The 21,938-nt window shown below is 50.2% G+C and carries 18 protein-coding genes and 6 pseudogenes; 9 read left to right on the top strand and 15 right to left on the bottom strand.

Annotation, left to right across the window (positions count from 1 at the left end):
• Position 1: 1 nt before the first annotated feature.
• Both sapC and ACQGXV_RS32225 read right to left on the bottom strand, forming a co-directional pair.
• A complete protein-coding gene (gene sapC, locus ACQGXV_RS32230; protein WP_440864302.1) occupies positions 2 to 892 on the bottom strand; it encodes a putrescine export ABC transporter permease SapC in 891 nt (296 codons plus the stop codon).
• Positions 893 to 1,205: 313 nt separating this feature from the next.
• Positions 1,206 to 2,261, bottom strand: a complete 1,056-nt coding sequence (locus tag ACQGXV_RS32225) for a linear amide C-N hydrolase (protein WP_440864301.1) — start codon at positions 2,259 to 2,261, stop codon at positions 1,206 to 1,208.
• A gap of 394 nt (positions 2,262 to 2,655) precedes the next feature.
• Here ACQGXV_RS32225 and ACQGXV_RS32220 point away from each other — a divergent pair.
• Together ACQGXV_RS32220 and ACQGXV_RS32215 are read left to right on the top strand one after the other, a co-directional pair.
• A pseudogene (locus ACQGXV_RS32220) lies at positions 2,656 to 3,771 on the top strand (IS256 family transposase); the annotation flags it as partial.
• 599 nt (positions 3,772 to 4,370) lie between these two features.
• A protein-coding gene (locus tag ACQGXV_RS32215; protein ID WP_440864300.1) for an IS5 family transposase occupies positions 4,371 to 5,176 on the top strand; the annotation gives its coding sequence in 2 pieces (ribosomal slippage) (positions 4,371 to 4,721 and positions 4,724 to 5,176; 804 coding nt in all).
• 386 nt (positions 5,177 to 5,562) lie between these two features.
• Here the strand turns inward: ACQGXV_RS32215 and ACQGXV_RS32210 are convergent.
• The 11 genes and pseudogenes from ACQGXV_RS32210 to pspF form a co-directional block, all read right to left on the bottom strand.
• Positions 5,563 to 6,369: an IS5 family transposase gene (locus ACQGXV_RS32210; protein WP_440864299.1), complete on the bottom strand. Its 807-nt coding sequence runs from the start codon at positions 6,367 to 6,369 to the stop codon at positions 5,563 to 5,565.
• A gap of 71 nt (positions 6,370 to 6,440) precedes the next feature.
• Positions 6,441 to 6,884 carry a hypothetical protein gene (locus tag ACQGXV_RS32205; protein ID WP_440864298.1) on the bottom strand — a complete coding sequence of 148 codons (444 nt, stop codon included), beginning with the start codon at positions 6,882 to 6,884 and terminating at the stop codon, positions 6,441 to 6,443.
• A 283-nt stretch (positions 6,885 to 7,167) separates the two neighbouring features.
• A pseudogene (locus tag ACQGXV_RS32200) lies at positions 7,168 to 7,458 on the bottom strand (transposase); the annotation flags it as partial.
• 11 nt (positions 7,459 to 7,469) lie between these two features.
• Positions 7,470 to 8,183, bottom strand: coding sequence for an IS3 family transposase (locus ACQGXV_RS32195; protein WP_440864297.1), 714 nt, complete (start codon positions 8,181 to 8,183; stop codon positions 7,470 to 7,472).
• A gap of 175 nt (positions 8,184 to 8,358) precedes the next feature.
• The gene (locus tag ACQGXV_RS32190; protein ID WP_440863602.1) at positions 8,359 to 9,333 is read right to left on the bottom strand and encodes an IS30 family transposase; all 975 of its coding nucleotides are present in this window, start codon (positions 9,331 to 9,333) and stop codon (positions 8,359 to 8,361) included.
• Between the two features lie 94 nt (positions 9,334 to 9,427).
• The gene (locus ACQGXV_RS32185; RefSeq protein WP_440864296.1) at positions 9,428 to 9,574 is read right to left on the bottom strand and encodes a hypothetical protein; all 147 of its coding nucleotides are present in this window, start codon (positions 9,572 to 9,574) and stop codon (positions 9,428 to 9,430) included.
• A 59-nt stretch (positions 9,575 to 9,633) separates the two neighbouring features.
• Positions 9,634 to 9,912, bottom strand: coding sequence for a transposase (locus ACQGXV_RS32180; RefSeq protein ID WP_440862591.1), 279 nt, complete (start codon positions 9,910 to 9,912; stop codon positions 9,634 to 9,636).
• A gap of 54 nt (positions 9,913 to 9,966) precedes the next feature.
• A pseudogene (locus ACQGXV_RS32175) lies at positions 9,967 to 10,704 on the bottom strand (IS110 family transposase); the annotation flags it as partial.
• Positions 10,705 to 11,172: 468 nt separating this feature from the next.
• Positions 11,173 to 12,135 carry a putrescine export ABC transporter permease SapB gene (sapB, locus tag ACQGXV_RS32170; protein ID WP_440864295.1) on the bottom strand — a complete coding sequence of 321 codons (963 nt, stop codon included), beginning with the start codon at positions 12,133 to 12,135 and terminating at the stop codon, positions 11,173 to 11,175.
• The gene (gene sapA, locus ACQGXV_RS32165; RefSeq protein WP_440864294.1) at positions 12,132 to 13,826 is read right to left on the bottom strand and encodes an ABC transporter substrate-binding protein SapA; all 1,695 of its coding nucleotides are present in this window, start codon (positions 13,824 to 13,826) and stop codon (positions 12,132 to 12,134) included. Before sapA ends, sapB begins: the two co-directional genes overlap by 4 nt.
• A 387-nt stretch (positions 13,827 to 14,213) precedes the next feature.
• Entirely contained in the window at positions 14,214 to 15,206 is a 993-nt protein-coding gene (gene pspF, locus ACQGXV_RS32160) for a phage shock protein operon transcriptional activator (RefSeq protein WP_440864293.1), read from the bottom strand.
• A 241-nt stretch (positions 15,207 to 15,447) separates the two neighbouring features.
• Between pspF and pspA the strand changes: the two genes are divergently transcribed.
• Genes pspA through pspC form a run of 3 tightly spaced genes read left to right on the top strand, consistent with a single transcriptional unit; the run spans position 15,448 to position 16,794 of the window.
• Positions 15,448 to 16,113, top strand: coding sequence for a phage shock protein PspA (gene pspA / locus ACQGXV_RS32155; protein ID WP_222160511.1), 666 nt, complete (start codon positions 15,448 to 15,450; stop codon positions 16,111 to 16,113).
• Between the two features lie 58 nt (positions 16,114 to 16,171).
• Complete coding sequence (gene pspB / locus ACQGXV_RS32150; protein WP_222160512.1) at positions 16,172 to 16,414, top strand: envelope stress response membrane protein PspB; 243 nt, start codon at positions 16,172 to 16,174, stop codon at positions 16,412 to 16,414.
• Between the two features lie 20 nt (positions 16,415 to 16,434).
• Complete coding sequence (gene pspC, locus ACQGXV_RS32145) at positions 16,435 to 16,794, top strand: envelope stress response membrane protein PspC (protein ID WP_440864292.1); 360 nt, start codon at positions 16,435 to 16,437, stop codon at positions 16,792 to 16,794.
• Between the two features lie 306 nt (positions 16,795 to 17,100).
• On the opposite strand, the pseudogene ACQGXV_RS32140 reads toward pspC, so the two are convergent.
• Both ACQGXV_RS32140 and ACQGXV_RS32135 read right to left on the bottom strand, forming a co-directional pair.
• Positions 17,101 to 18,299, bottom strand: a pseudogene (locus tag ACQGXV_RS32140) (IS256 family transposase).
• Positions 18,300 to 18,523: 224 nt separating this feature from the next.
• Positions 18,524 to 18,838 carry a transposase family protein gene (locus tag ACQGXV_RS32135; protein WP_440864291.1) on the bottom strand — a complete coding sequence of 105 codons (315 nt, stop codon included), beginning with the start codon at positions 18,836 to 18,838 and terminating at the stop codon, positions 18,524 to 18,526.
• 32 nt (positions 18,839 to 18,870) lie between these two features.
• On the opposite strand from ACQGXV_RS32135, the gene ACQGXV_RS32130 reads away from it, so the two are divergent.
• The 4 genes and pseudogenes from ACQGXV_RS32130 to ACQGXV_RS32115 all read left to right on the top strand — a co-directional run bounded on the left by ACQGXV_RS32130 (position 18,871) and on the right by ACQGXV_RS32115 (position 21,874).
• The gene (locus ACQGXV_RS32130) at positions 18,871 to 19,800 is read left to right on the top strand and encodes an IS5 family transposase (RefSeq protein WP_440864290.1); all 930 of its coding nucleotides are present in this window, start codon (positions 18,871 to 18,873) and stop codon (positions 19,798 to 19,800) included.
• A 28-nt stretch (positions 19,801 to 19,828) separates the two neighbouring features.
• Positions 19,829 to 20,650 carry an IS630 family transposase gene (locus tag ACQGXV_RS32125; RefSeq protein ID WP_440864113.1) on the top strand — a complete coding sequence of 274 codons (822 nt, stop codon included), beginning with the start codon at positions 19,829 to 19,831 and terminating at the stop codon, positions 20,648 to 20,650.
• Between the two features lie 81 nt (positions 20,651 to 20,731).
• Positions 20,732 to 20,818: pseudogene (locus ACQGXV_RS32120) on the top strand (YcjX family protein); the annotation flags it as partial.
• A pseudogene (locus tag ACQGXV_RS32115) lies at positions 20,815 to 21,874 on the top strand (TIGR01620 family protein). The pseudogenes ACQGXV_RS32120 and ACQGXV_RS32115, both read left to right, overlap by 4 nt.
• Positions 21,875 to 21,938 lie beyond the last annotated feature (64 nt).

Genomic DNA, 21,938 nt, shown 5'->3' with positions numbered 1-21,938 from the left:
ATTAATCCATTTGCGACAGCAGGGAACGGCGGATGCCATCGCCCAGCAGATTCACAATCAGTACGCTGAGGGTAATGACCACACCCGGCAACATCACCGTCCAGGGCGCGGCATACACCAGTTCCAGCGAATTGCCTAACATTGCACCCCATTCGGGCGTTGGCATTTGAGCGCCCAGATCGAGAAAGCCCAAGGCTGAAATATCCAGAATGGCGATAGAGAGTGCGCGGGTAAACTCGGACACCAGCACCGGTCCGATATTGGGTAACACCACGTACCAAATGATATAGGGGGTTGATGCGCCGTCTAACCGGGCGGCGATCACATATTCCTTATCCATCTCATCGTGTACGGCAGTGTAGAGCGTTCTCACCATGCGCGGCAGCAGCGCCAGCCACACGGTCAGCATAGCGTGCGTCAAATCCGGGCCGATAAAGGCAATCACCACGATAGCCAGCAGTAATGAGGGTATAGACAGTAACGTGTCAAGAATATGGTTCAACAATGCGGAGCGCAGGCCGTGCGTTACGCCTGCTAATGTGCCCAGCACAATGCCGCAGAAGGCCGCCGCATAGGTGACGATCAGCGCTGAACCGACGGTCGCCGCAGTACCGGTCAATAACCGGCTCAATAGGTCGCGCCCCAGATCATCTGTACCGAGAAAAAAGGAGACTTCACCGTAATGTGACCAGGAAGGGGGCAACAACTGGTAGCCCAGAAACTGCTGATCGACAGCATAAGGGGCGATGGCCGAACCAAACAGACACAGAAACAGCAGCGCCAAAAATCCGTATAGCCCAATCATCGCCAGCGTATCGCGATGGAAAAATTGCCAGATATCCCGCACGCGGCTGGGCAGGCGCTTTTCACTGTAAACGTTATCGAAGGGCATATGATTTCACTTGAACTGCTTTTGATGCATGTGGTGTTACTCTACATATATCAATCATATCATTACCTTGGGTCAGAAAAATACCGAGACAAAGTAGAGATAATCGCTGATTCACACGGACTGGATGTCAGGTTCGTGATTTCCTGTGCTGCCGCTTTTTTACCTATACCGCCGGGGAAAGAAGTCCATAGCGTTAAGCATAGGTGATTATCCTTCTATATCCCTGTCGCAGGCAAGAGAGCGCGGGCAGCAATTTGCTCTCTGGAGGAGAGCCGACGGTTATGACCTGTGTGACGAGCTACCGGAATGCCGTTTACTGCTCAGCATTTATTCTTTCAAAATAAGGCATTTTTTTGTCTTTCATTTTATCAAAAGAGAACTCGGTATAGTTAATATCAGCATATCCTTTCACCAGCATCTTTCCTTCCTTAAGGTCAGACAAGCTGGTCCATACGGTATATTCCGTCTGTGACGTTTTGACTTCTCCGCGCGCCTGCCGCTCGTCCACCGTGATGTCTTTAATACGATCAAACCTGTTCATAATATGAGCTAGCGTATTCATTGCGAGCGCAGCATTTACCGGCTTAGGTACAGAGGTGGTATAAAATACACCACGAATGAATCGGCCTACAGACGTGTCTGAAGAGGGGAGTGCCGCAATGGCAATACCGCTGTCTGGTTGACTGATTGATACGTTGCCAAGCGTTGCGTGAGAACGATCTATATTGGTCAGATGCGTATAGTTATTGAGATTCTGCAAGTGCCAGGGAAAATCCGGTCCATTGGTCATAACCCGAGTTGGATTTTCATAAACGGTTAATTTACCATCAACGGCTTCAATCACGATACTGCCGCCATCTTTATCATAGAAAGCATAATGGAGTGGCGCTTTAATATTACCAAATCCTTTAATCACAGGAGACCGGAATTTGGTCTTTTCGACAGAGGCTTTGAGTTCACTGACGCGAGAAAATTGAGACAGGGCCCATTCGCCGATCGCCGTTACCGGGATGGCATTTTGATATTCATTAGGATTTACATCATCAAGATCCGCACTGTTTATCAGATTCGCACTGAATGAAAGCCCCCCGCTGTTCATACCCTGGAAAATGTTATAAATATCACCGTCGTCATATACCTTGGTACTAATGGCAAGTATTTTATAGTGAGACTGATAGCGAGCTCCCGCTTTGCCATCGGGTGTTTTCTTCTGAAAAAGGGTATTTTCTGGGTAATAGGTTATCCATGAAGGTAAATCTGTGGTTAATTCAAGCGTGCGGCCATGATAGAGATTATTATTGATGTCCTGAATGGCCAGGCTGGTAGAGGGTTCTGCGCTAAAGGGGGCAGAGGAAATCAGCAGAAACATAAAAAAAAGAAGGTGTTTTTTCATTCAAGATACTCCTTATGATTAAAGTAATAATGATTATCAATTAAGTATCTCTACCGCATACAGCTGACAGTCTATTGTAATGATACTCGATCAGAGCGCTAAATCAGTTCAAGTTAGAGCAACATATCAAAGGATTCAACGCTGTTAATTATATCAGAACACGTGATTATTTCGAGTGTCAGAGCACCCTTTGGCAGAGGGAAGATCTTTTTGAAGAGCAGCGTCAATCACTGGCAAGTATCGCGCTGTTAGCCGATATGAGAGCTGTGATGATACACGCGGGAAGAAACCTAACGCCGATTATCGCTGCCGAGAGTGTAAAAAGATCTGTGTAAATGGCATTTTGAGGAAAACCTTCAGAGAAGAAAAAATGCCTATCAGCAACGAACTTATTGACCAACTGCTTCAGGATTGCCACTCCCCTCAGGAGCTTCTGGGTGAATCAGGCCTACTCAAGGAGCTGACTAAAAGACTGGCGGAACGGGTTCTTCAAGCTGAGATGGAGATACACCTTGGGTATGCTAAGCATGACCCGGCTGGTAATAATTCAGGCAACTCCCGCAATGGCAAGACATCCAAGAGCGTACGTAGCCAAAATGGGGCGCTCGAGCTCGATATTCCGCGCGACCGCAACAGTACCTTCGAGCCGACACTGCTCGGTAAGCACGAAAAGCAGCTTAACTGCTTCGATGACCGCATTATTTCTCTCTATTCCAGAGGGCTATCAACCCGTGATATTCAGGCTCACTTTAAAGAAGTCTACGGGGTCGATGTTTCCGCTGGCTTCATTTCTCAAGTGACCAATGCCGTGATGGATGACGTTAAGCGCTGGCAGCAACGGCCGCTGGATGCGTTTTATCCCATTGTTTACCTTGACTGTATTGTGGTCAAAAGCCAGGACGGCGGAGCCGTGACCAACAAGTCTTTTTACTTGGCTCTAGGCATCAACGGCCAGGGCGAAAAAGAGCTGCTGGGGCTATGGATAGCCAAAACCGAGGGGGCCAAGTTCTGGTTATCTGTAATGACAGAACTGAAAAATCGTGGGCTACAGGACATCTTCATCGCCTGCTGCGATGGCCTGAAGGGCTTTCCTGATGCCATTGAAGCTGTTTACCCGCATACGCGGGTACAGCTCTGCATCGTGCATCAGGTGCGGAACTCGCTGCGCTACGTCGGCTGGAAAGAGCGTAAAGCCGTTGCTGCTGACCTCCGCACTATCTATAGTTCCGCAACGCTAGAGGGCGCTGAAGAGGCCCTGGATGCCTTCGCGGCCAAATGGGATGAACAGTTCCCGACGATCAGCCCATCGTGGAGAAATAATTGGGAACGTCTCATCGTCATTTTTGATTTTCCGCCGGAGATTCGCAAGGTTATCTACACCACCAACGCGATAGAGTCGTTAAATGCTTCATTGCGCAAGATAACGAAAACGCGACGAATATTTCCAACGGATGACTCGGTGCTAAAATTATTCTATCTAGCCTTGGCTTTGTTGAATAATTTAACCGTTTGATTTACATCTTCTTTAGTTATAGCCAAGCGACATTATTTTGATAACAGCCAGCTATGCTTCTTTGCCGCATATCAGGGCATAGGATGTAATCATTTTTAAGTCGGTTGGCTATAGAATGCATTTACAGAGAATGTATTTTGTTAGAACGACAAATCAAATAGTTAGCACAATAAAAAGCATTCCGAGAGGAAAAATTAGTCGTTGAAATTTTATAATGCTTATATAAATCAGTGTCTTAAATTATTCAACAAAGCCTCTAGCCTTGCATAATATCTCGGCTAAATGGACCCTACCAATCAGAGACTGGAAACCGGCTATGAGCCAATTCATATTGATGTATGGAGATCGGATTTCCGGTTAAGCGATGGAGCCATTTACACGAAATTCTTTACAGACTCTCGCTGCCCGAGAGCACCGGCTGTGCACCACCCTGTGGTGATCGTGGTGCCCATTGCAGTGAACGGAAACCTGAAAGTCTGCGGAAATACCGTCGCGTTAATCGATAAAATTATTAAGAACCTATCCCAAAAGGAATTGTCAGTTAATAAGTAATGGCAATTTCTGAGGGAAGTATGGCAAGCAATAAGTGGCAGATCAGCGATGAACTCTGGGGGAAAATGGTTCCGTTGCTCCCGGAACACAAAACCCACCATCCGCTGGGTACGCATCGCAGGCGGGTTGATAATCGTGCCGCAATGAACGCCATTCTCTTTGTGCTCAGAACGGGTTGCCAGTGGAATGCCCTGAATGCCACCGGGATATGCTCGTCAAGCTCCGCTCACCGCCGCTTCCAGGAGTGGCGGGATGCAGGAGTTTTTGAACGGTTCTGGCAGAACGGGTTGCTGGCCTGCGAGCAGCTGGATGCTATCGACTGGTCATGGCTGTCGATGGATGGTTGTATGACGAAGTCACCGCTGACAGGCTCAAAAAAACAGGACGGAATCCCACAGACCGGGGGAAACAGGGTGTAAAGCGTAGCCTGATGACCGATGCGAACGGGCTTCCCCTCTCTCTGGTTGTCTCAGGGGCAAATACCCACGACATAAAGCTGGTTGCTGATACTCTCGACGCCCTTCAGACGGGCAGACCCGGCAGAAAGCTCCGCCTCTGTCTGGACAAAGGCTATGAAGCCGGATGGCAGGAGGCCTGTCTGAAAAGTCGTCGTTACGAACCTCATATCCAGTCAAGGAAAGAGGAGTCGGAAGCCATCAAAAACACGGATTTTAAAGCTCACCGCTGGGTAGTGGAGAGAACGCACAGCTGGATGAATCGCTTTCGTCGGGTTCTGACTCGCTGGGAGAAGAAAGTCGAAAATTATGAGGCGATGCTGCATTTTACCTGCGGCATCATTGTCTGGAATAAAATCCTATTGGGATAGGTTCTAAGTCAAAACCACCTCATTCTCCAATCGCCATCGTGATGACGATAAACGAAATGGCAACGATATAAAGTGACGACGGTAACCGTTCGGTTTCTTGATATATATCGTACATTATGTTTCTGCATCACGCTTCATGGCGATCACTGGGTTGTATTCTGGATGCGTTTAAACTCTCACCAGACTCTTATTGAAGGAAAAAAAAGGAACCATTTTGGGAGCTTTAGAGTTTCAAGCACTTTCAGACATAATCATAAAAAGTGCTTTCAGATCGCCGTAAAGTGCAGTGCTATGGTCAAGTGAATGCGTGCCTGTGATTTGCTTAAAACAAGACATGGTCTGAATGAAAGAGATGTAGGGTCCTTAAACGCTGGGATATTTAGAACCTATCCCAATAGCATTTTATTCCAGACAATGATGCCGCAGGTAAAATGCAGCATCGCCTCATAATTTTCGACTTTCTTCTCCCAGCGAGTCAGAACCCGACGAAAGCGATTCATCCAGCTGTGCGTTCTCTCCACTACCCAGCGGTGAGCTTTAAAATCCGTGTTTTTGATGGCTTCCGACTCCTCTTTCCTTGACTGGATATGAGGTTCGTAACGACGACTTTTCAGACAGGCCTCCAGCCATCCGGCTTCATAGCCTTTGTACAGACAGAAGCGGAGCTTTCTGCCGGGTCTGCCCGTCTGAAGGGCGTCGAGAGTATCAGCAACCAGCTTTATGTCGTGGGTATTTGCCCCTGAGACAACCAGAGAGAGGGGAAGCCCGTTCGCATCGGTCATCAGGCTACGCTTTACACCCTGTTTCCCCCGGTCTGTGGGATTCCGTCCTGTTTTTTTTGAGCCTGTCAGCGGTGACTTCGTCATACAACCATCCATCGACAGCCATGACCAGTCGATAGCATCCAGCTGCTCGCAGGCCAGCAACCCGTTCTGCCAGAACCGTTCAAAAACTCCTGCATCCCGCCACTCCTGGAAGCGGCGGTGAGCGGAGCTTGACGAGCATATCCCGGTGGCATTCAGGGCATTCCACTGGCAACCCGTTCTGAGCACAAAGAGAATGGCGTTCATTGCGGCACGATTATCAACCCGCCTGCGATGCGTACCCAGCGGATGGTGGGTTTTGCGTTCCGGGAGCAACGGAACCATTTTCCCCCAGAGTTCATCGCTGATCTGCCACTTATTGCTTGCCATACTTCCCTCAGAAATTGCCATTACTTATTAACTGACAATTCCTTTTGGGATAGGTTCTTAGAGTGATAGTACTATGGCGTGTCAGCCAGTTGGTTAACGTCGTTGATTATTTCATGTAGATTAACGACACTTTTCACATAGTTATCGCGATCATTGGTTGTGCAGTTATTTGCCAAAACCCCATAAACATCTTTGGTATACTCATTATGTATCACGAATGTGTTATGTCGTGTTAGCGCTATATCCCCAATGAGACCTTCTATAGCCGTGTTTAAGTCGGTTTTTAAAGAAGATCGTACGTCATCACTGTCGGCATGCTTCATGTTAGCGATTAATTCAGAAATGTATTTTCTTTGGCTATCATCCGGATCGGGTTTGTGATAAGCATTTAATTCGGTTACGTAAGAATTAATGATCCCTTTGTTATAGGTTGCTGCTCCTGGGTTGGTTGCGACATCGTCTTGTAATGTCCGCCACATAGGGTGTTGATGAAGTTCTGAACCGACTCTGTTCATGGAGAGTTATATATGAACGCATCCCGTTTGCAAAGCATTCGTGGTGTTGACATTGACGGTAGGTTGCAGCTCTATATTCGGCCTTGTTGCAGCCGCTGCTGCGGGCCTCGATGAGATTCGCTGACTCAGACCTCATTCTCCTGGCGAGCTTTAAGCTCAACACCCCATTCAGGTTTAGTGAGTCACGGTCTTACACGTCGTTGTCATCACTACGGCTGCCCTAGCAACCTTTCAGCATTCACCCTTCTATTAAAAGAGTTAATGTTTTGCCAGCATCTGTCGTTCAGAACGGCCTGACGCTGACGTGTTTTTTGTCGTAAGTTCGGCCATGTGCCACCAGGGCCCACACCGTGCGCGCTATCTTGTTAGCCATTCCCACCACCGCAACGCTGGTTGTCCGTCTTTTCAGCAGCTCCGTAACCCACGGGTTCGGCTCTTTCGCCAGCAGCGTCGCAGCACTGGCTCCGTGGATAAACAGCGTCCGCAGATAAGCAACGCCGCGTTTACTGATGCCCAGAAGCCGCACTTTGCCGCCGGTGCCTGTTTGCTTTGGCACCAAGCCGATGTATGCACTGGTCAAGTAAATCAGGACACTTTTTTCTCAGCCATTTGTTCATAACGCACCGGAGACAGATCCCCGTTAGCGGCATGATGCCTGTCTAGGTTGTAGTAGCGGATATACGTCGCCACATCCTGCTCCATGTAAGCCCGTGTTGGCTGGGGTACCAGCAGCAACCATTCATGTTTCAGACTGCCCCAGAAGCGCTCCATCACCGCATTATCCCAGCAGGCACCCACGTCTCCCATACTGCTCCTCAGCCTGTAGCTGCTCAGCAGCGCCTGAAAGCGTTGTCCCGTGTACTGCGCCCCACTGTCCGTATGCACCACCAGGCCCGGCGGGGGAGTTCGCAGGTTATATGCCTTCATCAGGGCCACGCAGACCAGCGATGAGGTCATCCGTCTGTCCACCTGCCAGCCCACTATCTGCCGGGAGTACAAATCCATAATAGCCGCCAGATACAGCCAGCCTTCACCGGTCTTCAGATACGTGATGTCACTCGCCCACACCTGATTTGGCCCCGGCGGGTTAAAATTCTGGTTCAGCAGGTTTGGGGTCACCTCTGCACCCGGGCGGGGTTTTGTCGTGACCTTATAAGTCCGGCGCTGTCGGCAGACCAGCCCCTCTTCCTGCATGAGTTTCCTCACCCGCCAGCGGCTGATTATGATGCCTTCTCCACGAAGCCTTTTGACCAGCGTCCGGCTTCCTGCTCCCTGCGGCTTTGTTGAATGATTTAACATACTGATTTAAATGGGTATTATAAAATTTTAACGACTAAATTTTACTACCGTAATGCTTTTTATTGTGCTAACTATTTGATTTATCGCTCTAACAAAATACATTTTCTGTACATGCATCCCACCTAAAGAAGTTGTAGCCCCATTCCCAGTCGAAACGCAACAAAACGGTAGGGCATTATGCCGCCTGTAAGTGCGTTAAAAATACCTCATTTGGAGAACGATAACCCAGCGATTTTCGGCCTCGCGTATTGAGCAGGTGTTCGAGTGCTGCAACCTTGCGATGGGTGACATAATTGAAGTCCGTTCCCTTCGGGTAAAAACGCCGTATCAGCCCGTTGGTATGCTCATTCAACCCGCGTTCCCAGGAATGATATGGCCGGGCAAAGTAGACCGGTGCCCCCGTGACTTTTGTAATTTCCCCGTGCTGGGAAAATTCAGAACCGTTGTCAGCAGTCAGGGTTTTAAACTCGCAGAAGGTATTGGCAACGATGTCCCTGAAGGCCGCTACCACTGTCTCTGCTCGCTTGTTGGGCAGTTTGCGAATGATGACCAGCTTGACGGCTTTATCGACCACCGTCAGCAGGAATGATTTCTGATCTTTGCCAAAGATGGTGTCAATCTCGAAATGCCCGGGTTCCTGCTTGAGGTCAGCAACGGCCGGCCGCTGCTCAATGCCAACACGGTTGGGAATAGGACCGCGTTTGTTCTCATCGGTCTGATAGTTATACCGTTTACCCCGATGAGGGAGCTGCTGATACAGCTCACCGCCGGCCCGGCGCTCCTGCTGGATATAGCGATAGAGCGAGTTCTTGCTGACGGACAGGCCAAATTCCAGGACCAGGCGCCCACTGATGACCTCAGGTGAGGTGTGGGTAGACAGCGCCGTTATGATAAAGTCCTGAATGTGCGGTTCAAGCTGGTTAATCACGCTGTCCGGCCGTGTTTTCTGCCGCCGCCCTCTGGCCAACGTTTCGGCCCTTCTGCAGGAATAGACCCCGTTGAAAGCGGCGTCGGTATTGCGTCTGAGTTCCCTGCTGATGGTAGAACGAGGAAGCTCCAGTTCCCGGGCGATGGTGGCCTGGTTAACCCCATCACCACGCCGCTTTTCGATGTAGAACCGTTCTTTGTGAGTCAGATGTTTTCCCTGCATGCAACGGGATCTCCAGTAGGGCCAGAACGGTGATTTTATCCGACTCTGGCCAGTGGGTCACTTTGTTGCGTTTCGAGTGGGAATGGGGCGTAAATCAAAACGTTAAATTATTCAACAAAGCCGCTCCCTGCCTGCTGGCGGCGAACAGCGCCTTTAACCTGACCCGGACCTCCACGTCTTTTTGCAGCGGTTCGGCGGGCTTTTTTCGCCATGCATACCAGGCAGAGGCCGTCACACGCATGACCCGACAGAGTGTACGAACGCTGAAGTCAGTGGCATTGTCGAGAATGAACCGGTATCTCACGACATATGTTTCGCGAAGAAGGCACTCGCCTTTTTTAGTATCTCCTTCTCTGTACGTAACTCTTTGTTTTCCTTTTGTAACCGTTTTAACTCTGCACGTTCATCATCGCTGAGTACGCCGTTGCTCTGCTCGCGTGCCAGCGAGACCCATGTATGCAGGGTTTTGTTGCTTATGCCAAGCGATGCTGCTGCCCTGGCTATCGTATAGCCCTGCTCTGTTACCAGGGCAACGGCTTCCTTTTTAAACTCAGGGGTAAATTGTCGTTTATGGTTCACTAAACACCTCCGTTTTGGATGTAAGTTTAGTGTCCTGATTATTCAACCACTACAGTAGGCTGCGAACTCCCGTCCTGATCGGAAGACTCGCGCATCTCCCATGATGGTAATTGCTGCGGTCGCAACCAGTGGGCCAACACCTGGAATGTGCATAATCCGCCGACAGGCCTCATTCTGTTTCGCCCAAGTGGCAAGCTGTTTTTCGATACCCTCTATCTGCATATCCAGGTCATTGAGGCGCCGATGCTGGTCTTCAAACTGGTAGTTCAGGAACGGTGGCAGCTTTTCCTTAAGTCGCTCAAGCACCTCTGGCATCGCCTTGTCCAGTGACGCCCGGCCTTTACGCACAGTTTCGCCGAACTCCAACAGCAATCCGTGCAGCGCGTTGATTTGCGCGGTGCGGAACTTCACTAACTGGCGGTGCATTTTGTGCAGCGACAGTACTGCCTGCTGTTCCTCAGTTTTGACGGCAACGGCTTTAGCTGGCTGCTGGACCGCCATCCAGATAGCACGGGCATCCATCACGTCATTTTTATTGCCCATCACGAAGGCCTTGACGAATTTGCCCTGGAGTAGTCTGACCTTATGCCCCAGTTTTTCCAGCTCCCGCGCCCAGTGCTGGGAACCGCCGCAAGCTTCCATGCCAATCAGGCAAGGCTCCCGATTGCTGAAGTATTCCAGCAGCGCGTCGCGCTTTATCTGTTTATCGATGACTTCACCGGTATGTTCATTAATGAAATGAACCTGCATCAGATGTTTTGCGATATCGACGCCAACAGGGGTATATTTCATGTCGTGGATCCTCCAGTTATCAGGGAGCTTTATGCATCCGGTGTTGGGCACAATGATGCAGTAAGTCTGCGAGGATCCACACCTTACCTGCCGAACCCTTCGCTGCTCTCAAATGTGTGGGATGCGTTCATCTCATTCTCCTTAATGAATATCGTATCGTCGTGCTCCGCCAATGAGTGTACTGCTGAATATTCTCCCCGAAAAAGGGAATAAGTAATATCAAAAAACATTATTGCGCACCGCTGCCGACGCATGCTGAACCTGCTAAATGAAAATGCCTCAGCGCACGCCGATAATGTCGAGTGCATCCTCATGCGTGAAAAGCGGGTTGAGGTGAGGAGTCCTTGTAGGGCTAGCCATAAAGGTCTTCACTCATGATGAGATGTAGATAACGGTGTTTTGATCGCCTTAACGTATGGGTGATTACTCAATCGTTTGATGTCTATTTATTATTCTGTGATAGCCCTATCACAGGGCATACCATTCTTTATGTTTCAGTGAATTTGCCATTGCGCCCCAAATATCGGACAGCACATTAACAGTAATCACCATCGCTCCGACCACCATAACGCCGGCGGAGATAGCGGAATAATCCTGCTGGCGAATGGCATCCACCAGCCAGCGTCCTATACCGGGCCAACTGAACACCACTTCGGTAATGATCGCCAGCGTCAACATGGTGGAAAACTGAAGTCCCAGTTGCGGTGCAATGGGCGGCAGCGCATTACGCAGCACATGGCGGCGAATAATGGTAAGGCGCGACAGACCGCGGGTGGCGGCAGCTTTGACATAATTCTTGCTGATCACATCTGTGGTGCTAATGCGCATCAGACGAATGACTTCCATTGTGGGGCCGACGGCCAGCACAATAATCGGCAAAATAAGATGGCGCACGGCGCTGACCAGCATTTCATCGCGATAGGGAGAATTGGACAACCAGGCGTCAATGAGCGCAAAACCGGTCACCGGTTCAACCTGATAAAGCAGATCAAAACGGCCTGAAACCGGCAGCCAGCCGAGTTGCAGTGAGAACAGTAACGTCAGTAGCAGTGCCAGCCAAAATACCGGAATAGAGAAACCCACCAACGCGATGGCGCTGATGATGATGTCAGGCGTTTTATTACGCATAATACACGCTGTGACACCGAGCGGGATGCCGACTAACAAAGAGAGTGAGAACGCCAACACGCACAGTTCAATGGTGGCGGGAAGCACTTCATTTAATTGCACACTGATCGATTCGCCGTTAATCGATGAAATACCCAGATCGCCGCGCATCAGGCTGCGCATAAAGAAGCCGTAGGCGTCGAACAGCGTGGCGCCGCCCAGTGGGGCGTTGGGGGTGTAATAGCAGATGCTGAAACCGACCAACGTGAGCAGCATCAGGGTTATCAGCAACAGCAACAGGCGACGCAGGGTAAAAATGATCATGGCAGCTCTCCCTCTTTACCCACCTGCGGTGGTGCTTCCGGCGTCGGGGTCTCACCTAACTCGCGATACACGCCGGCGAAAGAGGCATTGCCGAACGGACTTAATATCAGCCCTTTCATGTCATAACGGTAAGCCAGCATACGTAGCGAAGAGGCCAAAGGCAGCACTGGTAATTGCTGCGCTAATATCTGTTGGGCCTGTTGGTAGTACTCAATGCGTTTGGACAACTGCTGTGAGGTAAGGGCGCTTTGCAGCACGCTGTCGAACGTAGGATCGCACCAATGCGTGTAATTGGTTTGCGAGTGAATGGCAGCGCAACTGAGCAGCGGGCGGAAAAAACTGTCAGGATCGTTACTGTCGGTGGTCCAGCCGGAGAGCGTCAGGTCATGGCTCATCTCCATCAGGCGAGCCTCCTGAAAACGGCCTTCGACCGGAACAATGGTCACTTTAACGCCCACTTGCGCCAAATCCGCCTGAATCAGCTCAGCGGTCTTTAACGGGCTGGGATTATAGGATTGCGATGCAACCGGCACCCACAGCTTGAGGTTAAGGTCGGTTGCCCCAAGCGTTGTCAGCAGGTGGCGCGCTTCTTCCGGGTTGTATTCGGTAATGCGCGATTCGCTGTCATAGGCCCAGGAGGCGCGGGGTAGCAGAGACGCCGCAGTTTCTGCCGTGCCGTAATAGATGGACTGCATCAAACGATCATTGTTGATTGCCAGCGCAATGGCGCGGCGAATGCGCATGTCATCCAACGGCGGTTTACGCACATTGAAGGCGAGATACGCGATATTCATCCCGGGACGCAGCGAGAGCCGCAACCGCGGATCGTTGCGCAAAATAGGCAACTGATTGGCGGCAGGGTAAGCCAGCACATCGCACTCGCCGGTCAGTAATTTAGAGAGACGACCTGTGCCTCCGACGCCTAAATCGACAACTACCTGCTGCATTCGTGGTTTTCCACGCCAGTAGCGATCGTTGCGCATCAGGCGCAGATACTGACCGCTGCGATAGGCTTCCAGTCGATAAGGACCGGTACCGACGGGTTCACGATCTAACAGTTCCTTTCTGTCTTGTTTGATCAACTGCTGGCCATACTCGGCAGAAAGTACCGGTGCATAGTGGGTTGCCAGGTGCCACAAAAACGAGGCATCCGGGCTGTTAAGGCGGATTTCCAGCGCATAATCGCCCAGCTTGCGGATGCTTTGTACCACATCGGCAAACTGCAAACTGGTGAAATAGGGGTATTCACCGCCGTTCACGTCATGATACGGGTGGGTTTTATCCAGCATTCGTTGCAGGCTGAAAATCACATCATCGGCGTTTAACGGGCGCGTAGGCTTAAACCAGTCGGTGGTTTGAAACGGCACATCGTGGTGCAGATATAAACGGTAGGTCGCACCGTTATCCAGAACCTCCCAACGCTGGGCCAGTTCCGGCATCAAGCGATAGGTGTATGGATCCACATCCAGCAGCCGATCGTAAAGCTGTGCCGCCAGCGTATCGATGATCACGCCGCTGCGAGCCATCTGCGGGTTGAATGTATTGACTACGCCGTTGACGCAGTATACGAAACCGCTGTGGCGGATATCTTCCCGCTGCGTCTGTGCGGGGGCTGCGGCGAACGCAGACCCTATCAGGCAGGCGGAGAACAGCGCGCCTATTTTGATCAGGCAGGAGGTGTATCCAGACATACGATGCGCTTACGTTGGCTAAAAAACAGAGTTGTCATGATAAGAGTGTACCGCACTCTGCTAAAGTGCCCCACTCTATAGACGCTTACCTGCTGTATTTTCCACCAAATTCGATAAAACATGAACAAGGCACATCACCGGGTTGGCCAATAACTTGCCGGGTGCATCGTGTCACGTAGGTAAACCTGAGTGAGAAAGAACCCTACCGTTACTACGGAAATGAGAAAAATTCTCAACAAAGCGCTTTACAACTGATACTGATAACTATTATCATTCATCTCGCACTCCAAGCGGCTTCTCGTAAGCGCGCAAGGGGAGCACGACATTGCTCACATTGCTTCCAGTATTATTTTAGCCAGCGTTTGCTGGCTTTTTTTTGTCTGCAATTTATGCCTCACCGCTGGTGATATCATGCTTTTTCAGCAGCCCACGCAGCTGATGGTAGGTTAACCCTAGTAGTGAAGCTGCTTTGCGTTGATTAAAACGCGCGTGAGACAGTGCCTGTTCGATCAGGGCTTTTTCTTGCACCTGCTGCCATTCTCGTAAGGCTAAGGGTAGAGACGGTAGGGCGCTTTCCTCAGACGGTTCAGCGAGAGGCGTTTCAACAGCGCGTTGAAACGGATTAATGATGATGGCATCCAGTGGTTCGGCAGTTGCACCGTGTCGATAGACCGAACGCTCTACCACGTTTTTCAATTCACGCACGTTGCCGGGCCAGGCGTAATTCAGCAGGGCATGACGAGCGCGTGCAGAAAATCCGGTGAACAACGGGAGATGCAATTCCCGGCACATTTGGATAGCGAAGTGTTCTGCTAATAACATGATATCCTGTTGGCGTTCGCGCAGCGGGGGCAGTTGCACCACATCAAAGGCCAGCCTGTCGAGCAGATCGGCGCGAAACTTGCCAGCCGTAGCTAGTGCGGGCAGATCTTCATTGGTTGCACACACCAGACGGACATCAACCTGAAGCGGCTGGCTGCCTCCCACACGCTCCAATACGCCATATTGAATGACGCGCAGCAATTTCTCCTGCACCAGCATTGGCGCCGTTGCCAGCTCATCAAGGAACAGCGTGCCGCCGTCAGCGCGCTCAAAACGCCCCAGATGACGGCGTTGCGCACCGGTAAACGCGCCGGCTTCATGGCCGAACAGCTCTGAATCCAGCAGATTTTCATTAAGCGCCGCACAGTTCAGGGAGATAAACGGGCCTTGCCAACGTGGCGACAGGTAGTGCAGGCGGCTGGCAATCAACTCCTTGCCGGTGCCGCGCTCGCCTAACACCAGCACTGGCTTGGTGAGCTGCGCCAATTGTGAAACCTGTTCCAGCATCTCAACAAAGCTGTTGGCTTCGCCCAGTAGATTCTCCTGACCTTTGTCCATCAGATACCACCTTTACTGCGGTTAATTTTACCAACTGTTGGTGTATTTAACTAATCTATCCGATGGAGTTTATTTGTCAAAAAAATAATAATCAATAAATTCATATGGATATTTTTTAGCCATATTGGCACGCATCTTGTAATAGCAAGGGAGAACGCTAAGGTTGGTCGACATAAAGCATGACGAATCAACATCACCACCCAGTGCATGCGCACTGTGATATGACCAAGAGGACACTGTAATGGGTATTTTTTCTCGTTTTGCCGATATCGTGAACGCAAACATCAATTCGTTACTGGACAAAGCGGAAGATCCGCAAAAGCTGGTGCGCTTGATGATCCAGGAAATGGAAGACACACTGGTAGAAGTACGTTCCACCTCGGCGCGGGCGCTGGCGGAGAAAAAGCAGATTGCGCGTCGTGTCGAGCAGGCAGAATCCCAGCAGGGGCAATGGCAAGAAAAAGCCGAACTGGCGTTGCGCAAAGACAAAGACGATCTGGCACGTGCAGCACTGCTTGAAAAGCAGAAACTGGCCGACGTGATTGTGGTGCTGACCCGCGAAGCGGAAAATGTGGATGAAACGCTGACGCGCATGAAACGTGAAATTGGTGAGTTGGAAAACAAACTCACGGAAACCCGCGCTCGCCAGCAGGCGCTTTCGCTGCGCCATCAGGCAGCTTCTTCCTCTCGCGATGTGCGTCGTCAACTCGACAGCGGTAAACTAGATGAAGCGATGGCCCGTTTCGAGCAGTTCGAACGTCGTATCGATTCGATGGAAGCGGAAGCAGAGAGCGTCGGTTTCGGTAAGCAGAAATCGTTGGATCAGCAATTTGCCGAGTTGCAGGCTGATGATGAAATCAGCGCTCAGTTGGCCGCGTTAAAAGCAAAAATTAAACCAGAAGCCTGATGGCGGCGAGTTTGTTGGACCGCTCGCACCACACTAATACGCCTATCAAGGAGATATAATGAGTGCTTTGTTTCTTGCCATCCCATTGACCATTTTCATGTTGTTCGTGGCCCCGGTATGGCTTTGGCTGCACTACAGTCAGCGCAAACAACGTGATGCGGCGCAAGGGGAGGCATCCTGGGGGCAAGGCGATCTCCAGCGTTTGACGACGCTGTCTCAAGAAGCGAAGCAGATGCGCGAGCGGATCCAGGCATTGGAAGAGATTCTGGATGCAGAACATCCCCACTGGAGGCAATCATGATAAAAGGAAAATTGAACACGATGATCAATTCGCACGGTCGCAAGCTGTACCGGTTACCGCAAGAGGGCATGATTAAAGGCGTGTGCGCCGGGCTGGCGCGCTATCTGGATGTTCCGGTGAAACTGCTGCGTGTCATTGTGGTACTGTCGCTGTTCTTTGGTCTGTTTTTCTTTACGCTGGTGGCGTATATCGTGCTGACCTTTGTCCTCGATCCGGCACCGGAGGGCGCTTATGACCACGATGATAATGCCGTGCGACCAAGCCAAACGCTGAGCGATGCCGATGCAGTACTGCGTGACAGTGAAGCGCGTTTGCGTGACATGGAGCGCTATGTCACCTCGGAGACCTTTGCGGTACAGAGCCGTTTTCGTCAACTGTGATGTCATCTACTGGCGTATGAATCATGAGGTATAGAACAAGGAGTGACGGATTGCCCGAGTCTGTAAAGAATTTCGTGTAAATGGCTCCATCGCTTAACCGGAAATCCGATCTCCATACATCAACATGAATTGGGCTTTGTTGAATAATTTAACCGTTTGATTTACATCTTCTTTAGTTAGAATGCATTTACAGAGAATGTATTTTGTTAGAACGACAAATCAAATAGTTAGCACAATAAAAAGCATTCCGAGAGGAAAAATTAGTCGTTGAAATTTTATAATGCTTATATAAATCAGTATCTTAAATTATTCAACAAAGCCCATGAATTGGCTCATAGCCGGTTTCCAGTCTCTGATTGGTAGGGTCCATTTAGCCGAGATATTATGCAAGGCTAGATAGAATAATTTTAGCACCGAGTCATCCGTTGGAAATATTCGTCGCGTTTTCGTTATCTTGCGCAATGAAGCATTTAACGACTCTATCGCGTTGGTGGTGTAGATAACCTTGCGGATCTCCGGCGGAAAGTCAAAAATGACGATGAGACGTTCCCAATTATTTCTCCACGATGGGCTGATCGTCGGGAACTGCTCATCCCATTTGTCCGCGAAGACATCCAGGGCCTCTTCAGCGCCCTCTAGCGTTGCGGAACTATAGATAGTGCGGAGGTCAGCAGCAACGGCTTTAAGCTCTTTCCAGCCGACGTAGCGCAGCGAGTTCCGCACCTGATGCACGATGCAGAGCTGTACCCGCGTATGCGGGTAAACAGCTTCAATGGCATCAGGAAAGCCCTTCAGGCCATCGCAGCAGGCGATGAAGATGTCCTGTAGCCCACGATTTTTCAGTTCTGTCATTACAGATAACCAGAACTTGGCGCCCTCGGTTTTGGCTATCCATAGCCCCAGCAGCTCTTTTTCGCCCTGGCCGTTGATGCCTAGAGCCAAGTAAACAGACTTGTTGGTCACGGCTCCGCCGTCCTGGCTTTTGACCACAATACAGTCAAGGTAAACAATGGGATAAAACGCATCCAGCGGCCGTTGCTGCCAGCGCTTAGCGTCATCCATCACGGCATTGGTCACTTGAGAAATGAAGCCAGCGGAAACATCGACCCCGTAGACTTCTTTAAAGTGAGCCTGAATATCACGGGTTGATAGCCCTCTGGAATAGAGAGAAATAATGCGGTCATCGAAGCCGTTAAGCTGCTTTTCGTGCTTACCGATCAGTGTCGGCTCGAAGGTACTGTTGCGGTCGCGCGGAATATCGAGCTCGAGCGCCCCATTTTGGCTACGTACGCTCTTGGATGTCTTGCCATTGCGGGAGTTGCCTGAATTATTACCAGCCGGGTCATGCTTAGCATACCCAAGGTGTATCTCCATCTCAGCTTGAAGAACCCGTTCCGCCAGTCTTTTAGTCAGCTCCTTGGAAGTAGGCCTGATTCACCCAGAAGCTCCTGAGGGGAGTGGCAATCCTGAAGCAGTTGGTCAATAAGTTCGTTGCTGATAGGCATTTTTTGTCCTCTGAAGGTTTTCCTCAAAATGCCATTTACACAGATCTTTTTACACTCTCCGAGGGCTTTGTTGAATAATTTAAGATACTGATTTATATAAGCATTATAAAATTTCAACGACTAGTTTTTCCTCTCGGAATGCTTTTTATTGTGCTAACTATTTGATTTGTCGTTCTAACAAAATACATTCTCTGTAAATGCATTCTAACTAAAGAAGATGTAAATCAAACGGTTAAATTATTCAACAAAGCCCTCTCCGAGATTATTTTATTTTCTTGTTTTTGTTCAGGCGATAAAGGTCTTTTTCGAGTTCCTTTTTTTGGGATTTGTGTATTAAGATGCTGTTTATCTATACCTTGAAAACCGGTATCTGCCCAGATGGTTACCTCAGGAGGAATATGGCGAATTATATCGACTTTATCGAGTAAGCGTTTATCGTGACGGCGCCCATTTTTGCTCATGGGGATAAATCCAATTTGCCTTGTTTCGTCAGTCGGCTTTGTTGAATAAATCGAACTTTCAGGGGATCGCCGGATCAAAGCACTATCATCGCTCCCGATAGCAGCTCCCCATGGCAAAGCAAAAGTTTAAAATCACCAACTGGCCCACCTACAACAAAGCACTCAGACAACGCGGCTCCCTGACGGTCTGGCTTGATGAGTCGGCCATCGCTGCATGGACTGACAGTTCTTCGCCTGAAGGTCGTGGTCGGCCGCTTTACTACACCGATATGGCTGTTACCACGGTTTTGATGATAAAGCGCGTGTTTAACCTGTCGCTCCGGGCATTACAGGGCTTTGTCGACTCGGTTTTTACACTGATGAGCCTGCCACTGCGCTGCCCGGACTACTCTCTGGTCAGTCGGCGGGCAAAAACCGTCAGTATCAGCATAAAAACGCCAACGCGTGGTGAAATCTCGCATCTGGTCATCGACAGTACCGATCTGAAGGTCTTTGGCGAAGGTGAATGGAAAGTCAGGCAGCATGGGGCTGACAGACGAAGAGTGTGGCGCAAGCTTCATCTGGCAGCAGACAGTGCGACGCATGAGATTATCTGTGCCGACTTATCGCTCAGCGGAACGACAGATGCGCAGGCACTGCCGGGCCTGATTAACCAAACCCACCGAAAAATCAGGGAAGTGTCAGCAGACGGTGCTTATGACGCCCGTTACTGCCACGATGCGTTGCTAAGAAAGAAAATCAGGCCCCTTATCCCGCCGCGAAGCGGAGCCAAATACTGGCCGGACAAGTACCATGAACGTAACCATGCGGTGGCGAATCAGCGTCTGAGCGGGAGTAATGATATGTGGAAAAAGAAAGTGGGTTATCACCGGCGTTCAGTGGCAGAAACAGCGATGTTCCGCATAAAAACTTTGCTGGGTGGCCATCTGAGCCTGCGTGACTATGAGGCTCAAGTAGGTGAAGCCATAGCGATGGTCAAAGCGCTGAACCGTATGACGTTGTTGGGTATGCCACACAGCGTCAGGATAGGATATAGCTAAACGACTTAATTTTGATTACATTATTTAAATGAGCTATTCAATTGATTTTAGACGTAAAGTGATATCTACACGGAAAAACGAAGGGTTGAGTATCCGAGAAACAGCGAAGCAATTTCGGATTGGCCCTGCCTCTGTATCGCGTTGGATTAATCAAATAGAGTCAAAAGCATCGACCACGCGTCAGCGAAAGATCGATAAATCCGAGTTGATAAAAGATGTTGAACAATATCCAGATGCTTACCAAAAAGAACGTGCAGAGCGTTTTGGCGTTTGTCAGAAGGCCATTTGGCAAGCGCTTAAAAAGCTGGGATTGACCTATAAAAAAACTCTACGTCATCCGAAAGCCGACGAAAACGCCCGGCAGGGATTTCAACAAAAAAAACAACAGTATGAAAAAGAAGGTAAACCTATTGTTTTTATTGATGAAAGTGGTTTTTCACACGATGCCCCACGGACTCACGGCTATTCCCCAAAAGGTCAACGGTGTTTTGGCCTGAAGAACTGGGGAGCTAGGGGAAGAACAAATGTTATCGGCGCTTTATTAGGCACAACGCTGTTTGCTATCGGATTATTTGATATCAATATTAACAGCGATGTTTTCTATGCCTGGGTCACACAAGTCCTTATCCCAGTACTCCCTAAAAACAGTGTAATCATGATGGACAATGCCACTTTTCACAAAAAACATAATATTCAACAAGTCATCATCGATGCAGGGTATATGGTGGAGTATTTGCCTACATATTCGCCAGATCTTAACCCAATTGAGCATAAATGGGCACAAGCAAAAAGCAAAAAAAGAGAGATGGGTTGCGATACAGAGAGTTTGTTCTCAGTCCATATGGTGTAATCAAAATTAAGTCGCTTGGCTATAACAGGTGTAGCAGAGGGAGTCATCCTGTCGGCTAATTCTGATTTATTCAACAAAGCCCCTCAAGCGATGAACGTTGATACGCCGCTGCCACACATTCGGCTGGACAGCGTCATGGAATTTTTATTGGGGGATAAATTGCGATGAGTAAACCGTTAAAGCCGCGGATCACCTTTGATGACGAGGCACCCTTGGCAACCGCCCCCACGCTACGCAGTACCGTTGCCTTTGATGATGATACCTCGCGTCACTTCTCCCCGACGGTGCCCGAAGCGGAATTGAGCCGTGAGGGCGAGGCGGAAGCCGCCGTTGAGGCGGCATTGCGACCACGCCGCAGCCTATGGCGCAAGCTGGTGATGGCGGGTCTCACCTTATTCGGCGCCAGCGCGGTTGCGCAGGGCATCCAATCGGTACATACCAGCTTGGCTGGAACAGCAGTGGATTGTGCTGGGTGGGTTGGCGGCAGGCGGCATGATAGTGGTCGCCGGTGCAGGCTCCCTGATTGCCGAATGGCGGCGTTTGTACCGTTTGCGGGCGCGTGCCGAAGCGCGTGATAAAGCCCGTGAGTTGCTCAGCAGCCTCGCTGTTGGGCAGGGGCGCGATTTTTGTGAAAGGCTGGCGCAGCAGGCCGGGTTGGATGACGGGCATCCTGCACTCCAGCGTTGGCGAGCCTCGCTGCATGAGACTCACAACGATAAAGAAGTGCTGGTACTGTACGCCAATCTGGTGCAACCGGTGCTGGATAACCGCGCCCGTCGCGAGATCAGCCGTTCGGCTGCCGAATCGACGCTGATGATCGCGCTCAGCACACTGGCGCTGGTGGACATTGCTTTTATCGCCTTGCGGAACCTGCGTCTGATCAATCGTATTGCCGCGCTTTACGGTATCGAACTGGGTTATTTTAGCCGCATTCGTCTGTTTAAATTGGTGTTGCTGAATATCGCTTTCGCCGGCGCGTCAGATATGGTGCGTGAAATTGGCATGGACTGGATGTCGCAGGATCTGGCTGCGCGCCTCTCGGCCCGCGCTGCACAGGGCATTGGTGCTGGTTTGCTGACTGCGCGACTCGGCATCAAGGCGATGGAACTCTGTCGTCCATTGCCCTGGCTCGATGACAAGCCGCAGCTTGGGGATTTCCGACGTGAGTTGGTCGGGCAGATCAAAGCTGTGGTACAGAAAAAAACCACACCAACGCCGCCGTAACGCCCACAAACGCTCGAAATAGCGCCAACGGGAAAAAAGATGAAGCCACCTGTCAACTTTTGCT

Origin of the sequence: Symbiopectobacterium purcellii, assembly GCF_052050035.1 — a bacterium.
Taxonomy (GTDB): domain Bacteria; phylum Pseudomonadota; class Gammaproteobacteria; order Enterobacterales; family Enterobacteriaceae; genus Symbiopectobacterium; species Symbiopectobacterium purcellii_A.
Note: the sequence above shows the minus strand (reverse complement) of the source record. Positions and strands in the feature narration are given on the sequence as shown.

Bases quoted from the DNA above. Each gene is read 5' to 3' on its own strand.
- sapC (WP_440864302.1), bottom strand. From the start codon at position 892: ATGCCCTTCGATAACGTTTACAGTGAAAAGCGCCTGCCCAGCCGCGTG.
- ACQGXV_RS32225 (WP_440864301.1), bottom strand. From the start codon at position 2,261: ATGTTTCTGCTGATTTCCTCTGCCCCCTTTAGCGCAGAACCCTCTACC.
- ACQGXV_RS32210 (WP_440864299.1), bottom strand. From the start codon at position 6,369: ATGGCAAGCAATAAGTGGCAGATCAGCGATGAACTCTGGGGGAAAATG.
- ACQGXV_RS32205 (WP_440864298.1), bottom strand. From the start codon at position 6,884: ATGAACAGAGTCGGTTCAGAACTTCATCAACACCCTATGTGGCGGACA.
- ACQGXV_RS32195 (WP_440864297.1), bottom strand. From the start codon at position 8,183: ATGTTAAATCATTCAACAAAGCCGCAGGGAGCAGGAAGCCGGACGCTG.
- ACQGXV_RS32190 (WP_440863602.1), bottom strand. From the start codon at position 9,333: ATGCAGGGAAAACATCTGACTCACAAAGAACGGTTCTACATCGAAAAG.
- ACQGXV_RS32185 (WP_440864296.1), bottom strand. From the start codon at position 9,574: ATGCGTGTGACGGCCTCTGCCTGGTATGCATGGCGAAAAAAGCCCGCC.
- sapB (WP_440864295.1), bottom strand. From the start codon at position 12,135: ATGATCATTTTTACCCTGCGTCGCCTGTTGCTGTTGCTGATAACCCTG.
- sapA (WP_440864294.1), bottom strand. From the start codon at position 13,826: ATGTCTGGATACACCTCCTGCCTGATCAAAATAGGCGCGCTGTTCTCC.
- pspF (WP_440864293.1), bottom strand. From the start codon at position 15,206: ATGGACAAAGGTCAGGAGAATCTACTGGGCGAAGCCAACAGCTTTGTT.
- pspA (WP_222160511.1), top strand. From the start codon at position 15,448: ATGGGTATTTTTTCTCGTTTTGCCGATATCGTGAACGCAAACATCAAT.
- pspB (WP_222160512.1), top strand. From the start codon at position 16,172: ATGAGTGCTTTGTTTCTTGCCATCCCATTGACCATTTTCATGTTGTTC.
- pspC (WP_440864292.1), top strand. From the start codon at position 16,435: ATGATCAATTCGCACGGTCGCAAGCTGTACCGGTTACCGCAAGAGGGC.
- ACQGXV_RS32130 (WP_440864290.1), top strand. From the start codon at position 18,871: ATGGCAAAGCAAAAGTTTAAAATCACCAACTGGCCCACCTACAACAAA.
- ACQGXV_RS32125 (WP_440864113.1), top strand. From the start codon at position 19,829: ATGAGCTATTCAATTGATTTTAGACGTAAAGTGATATCTACACGGAAA.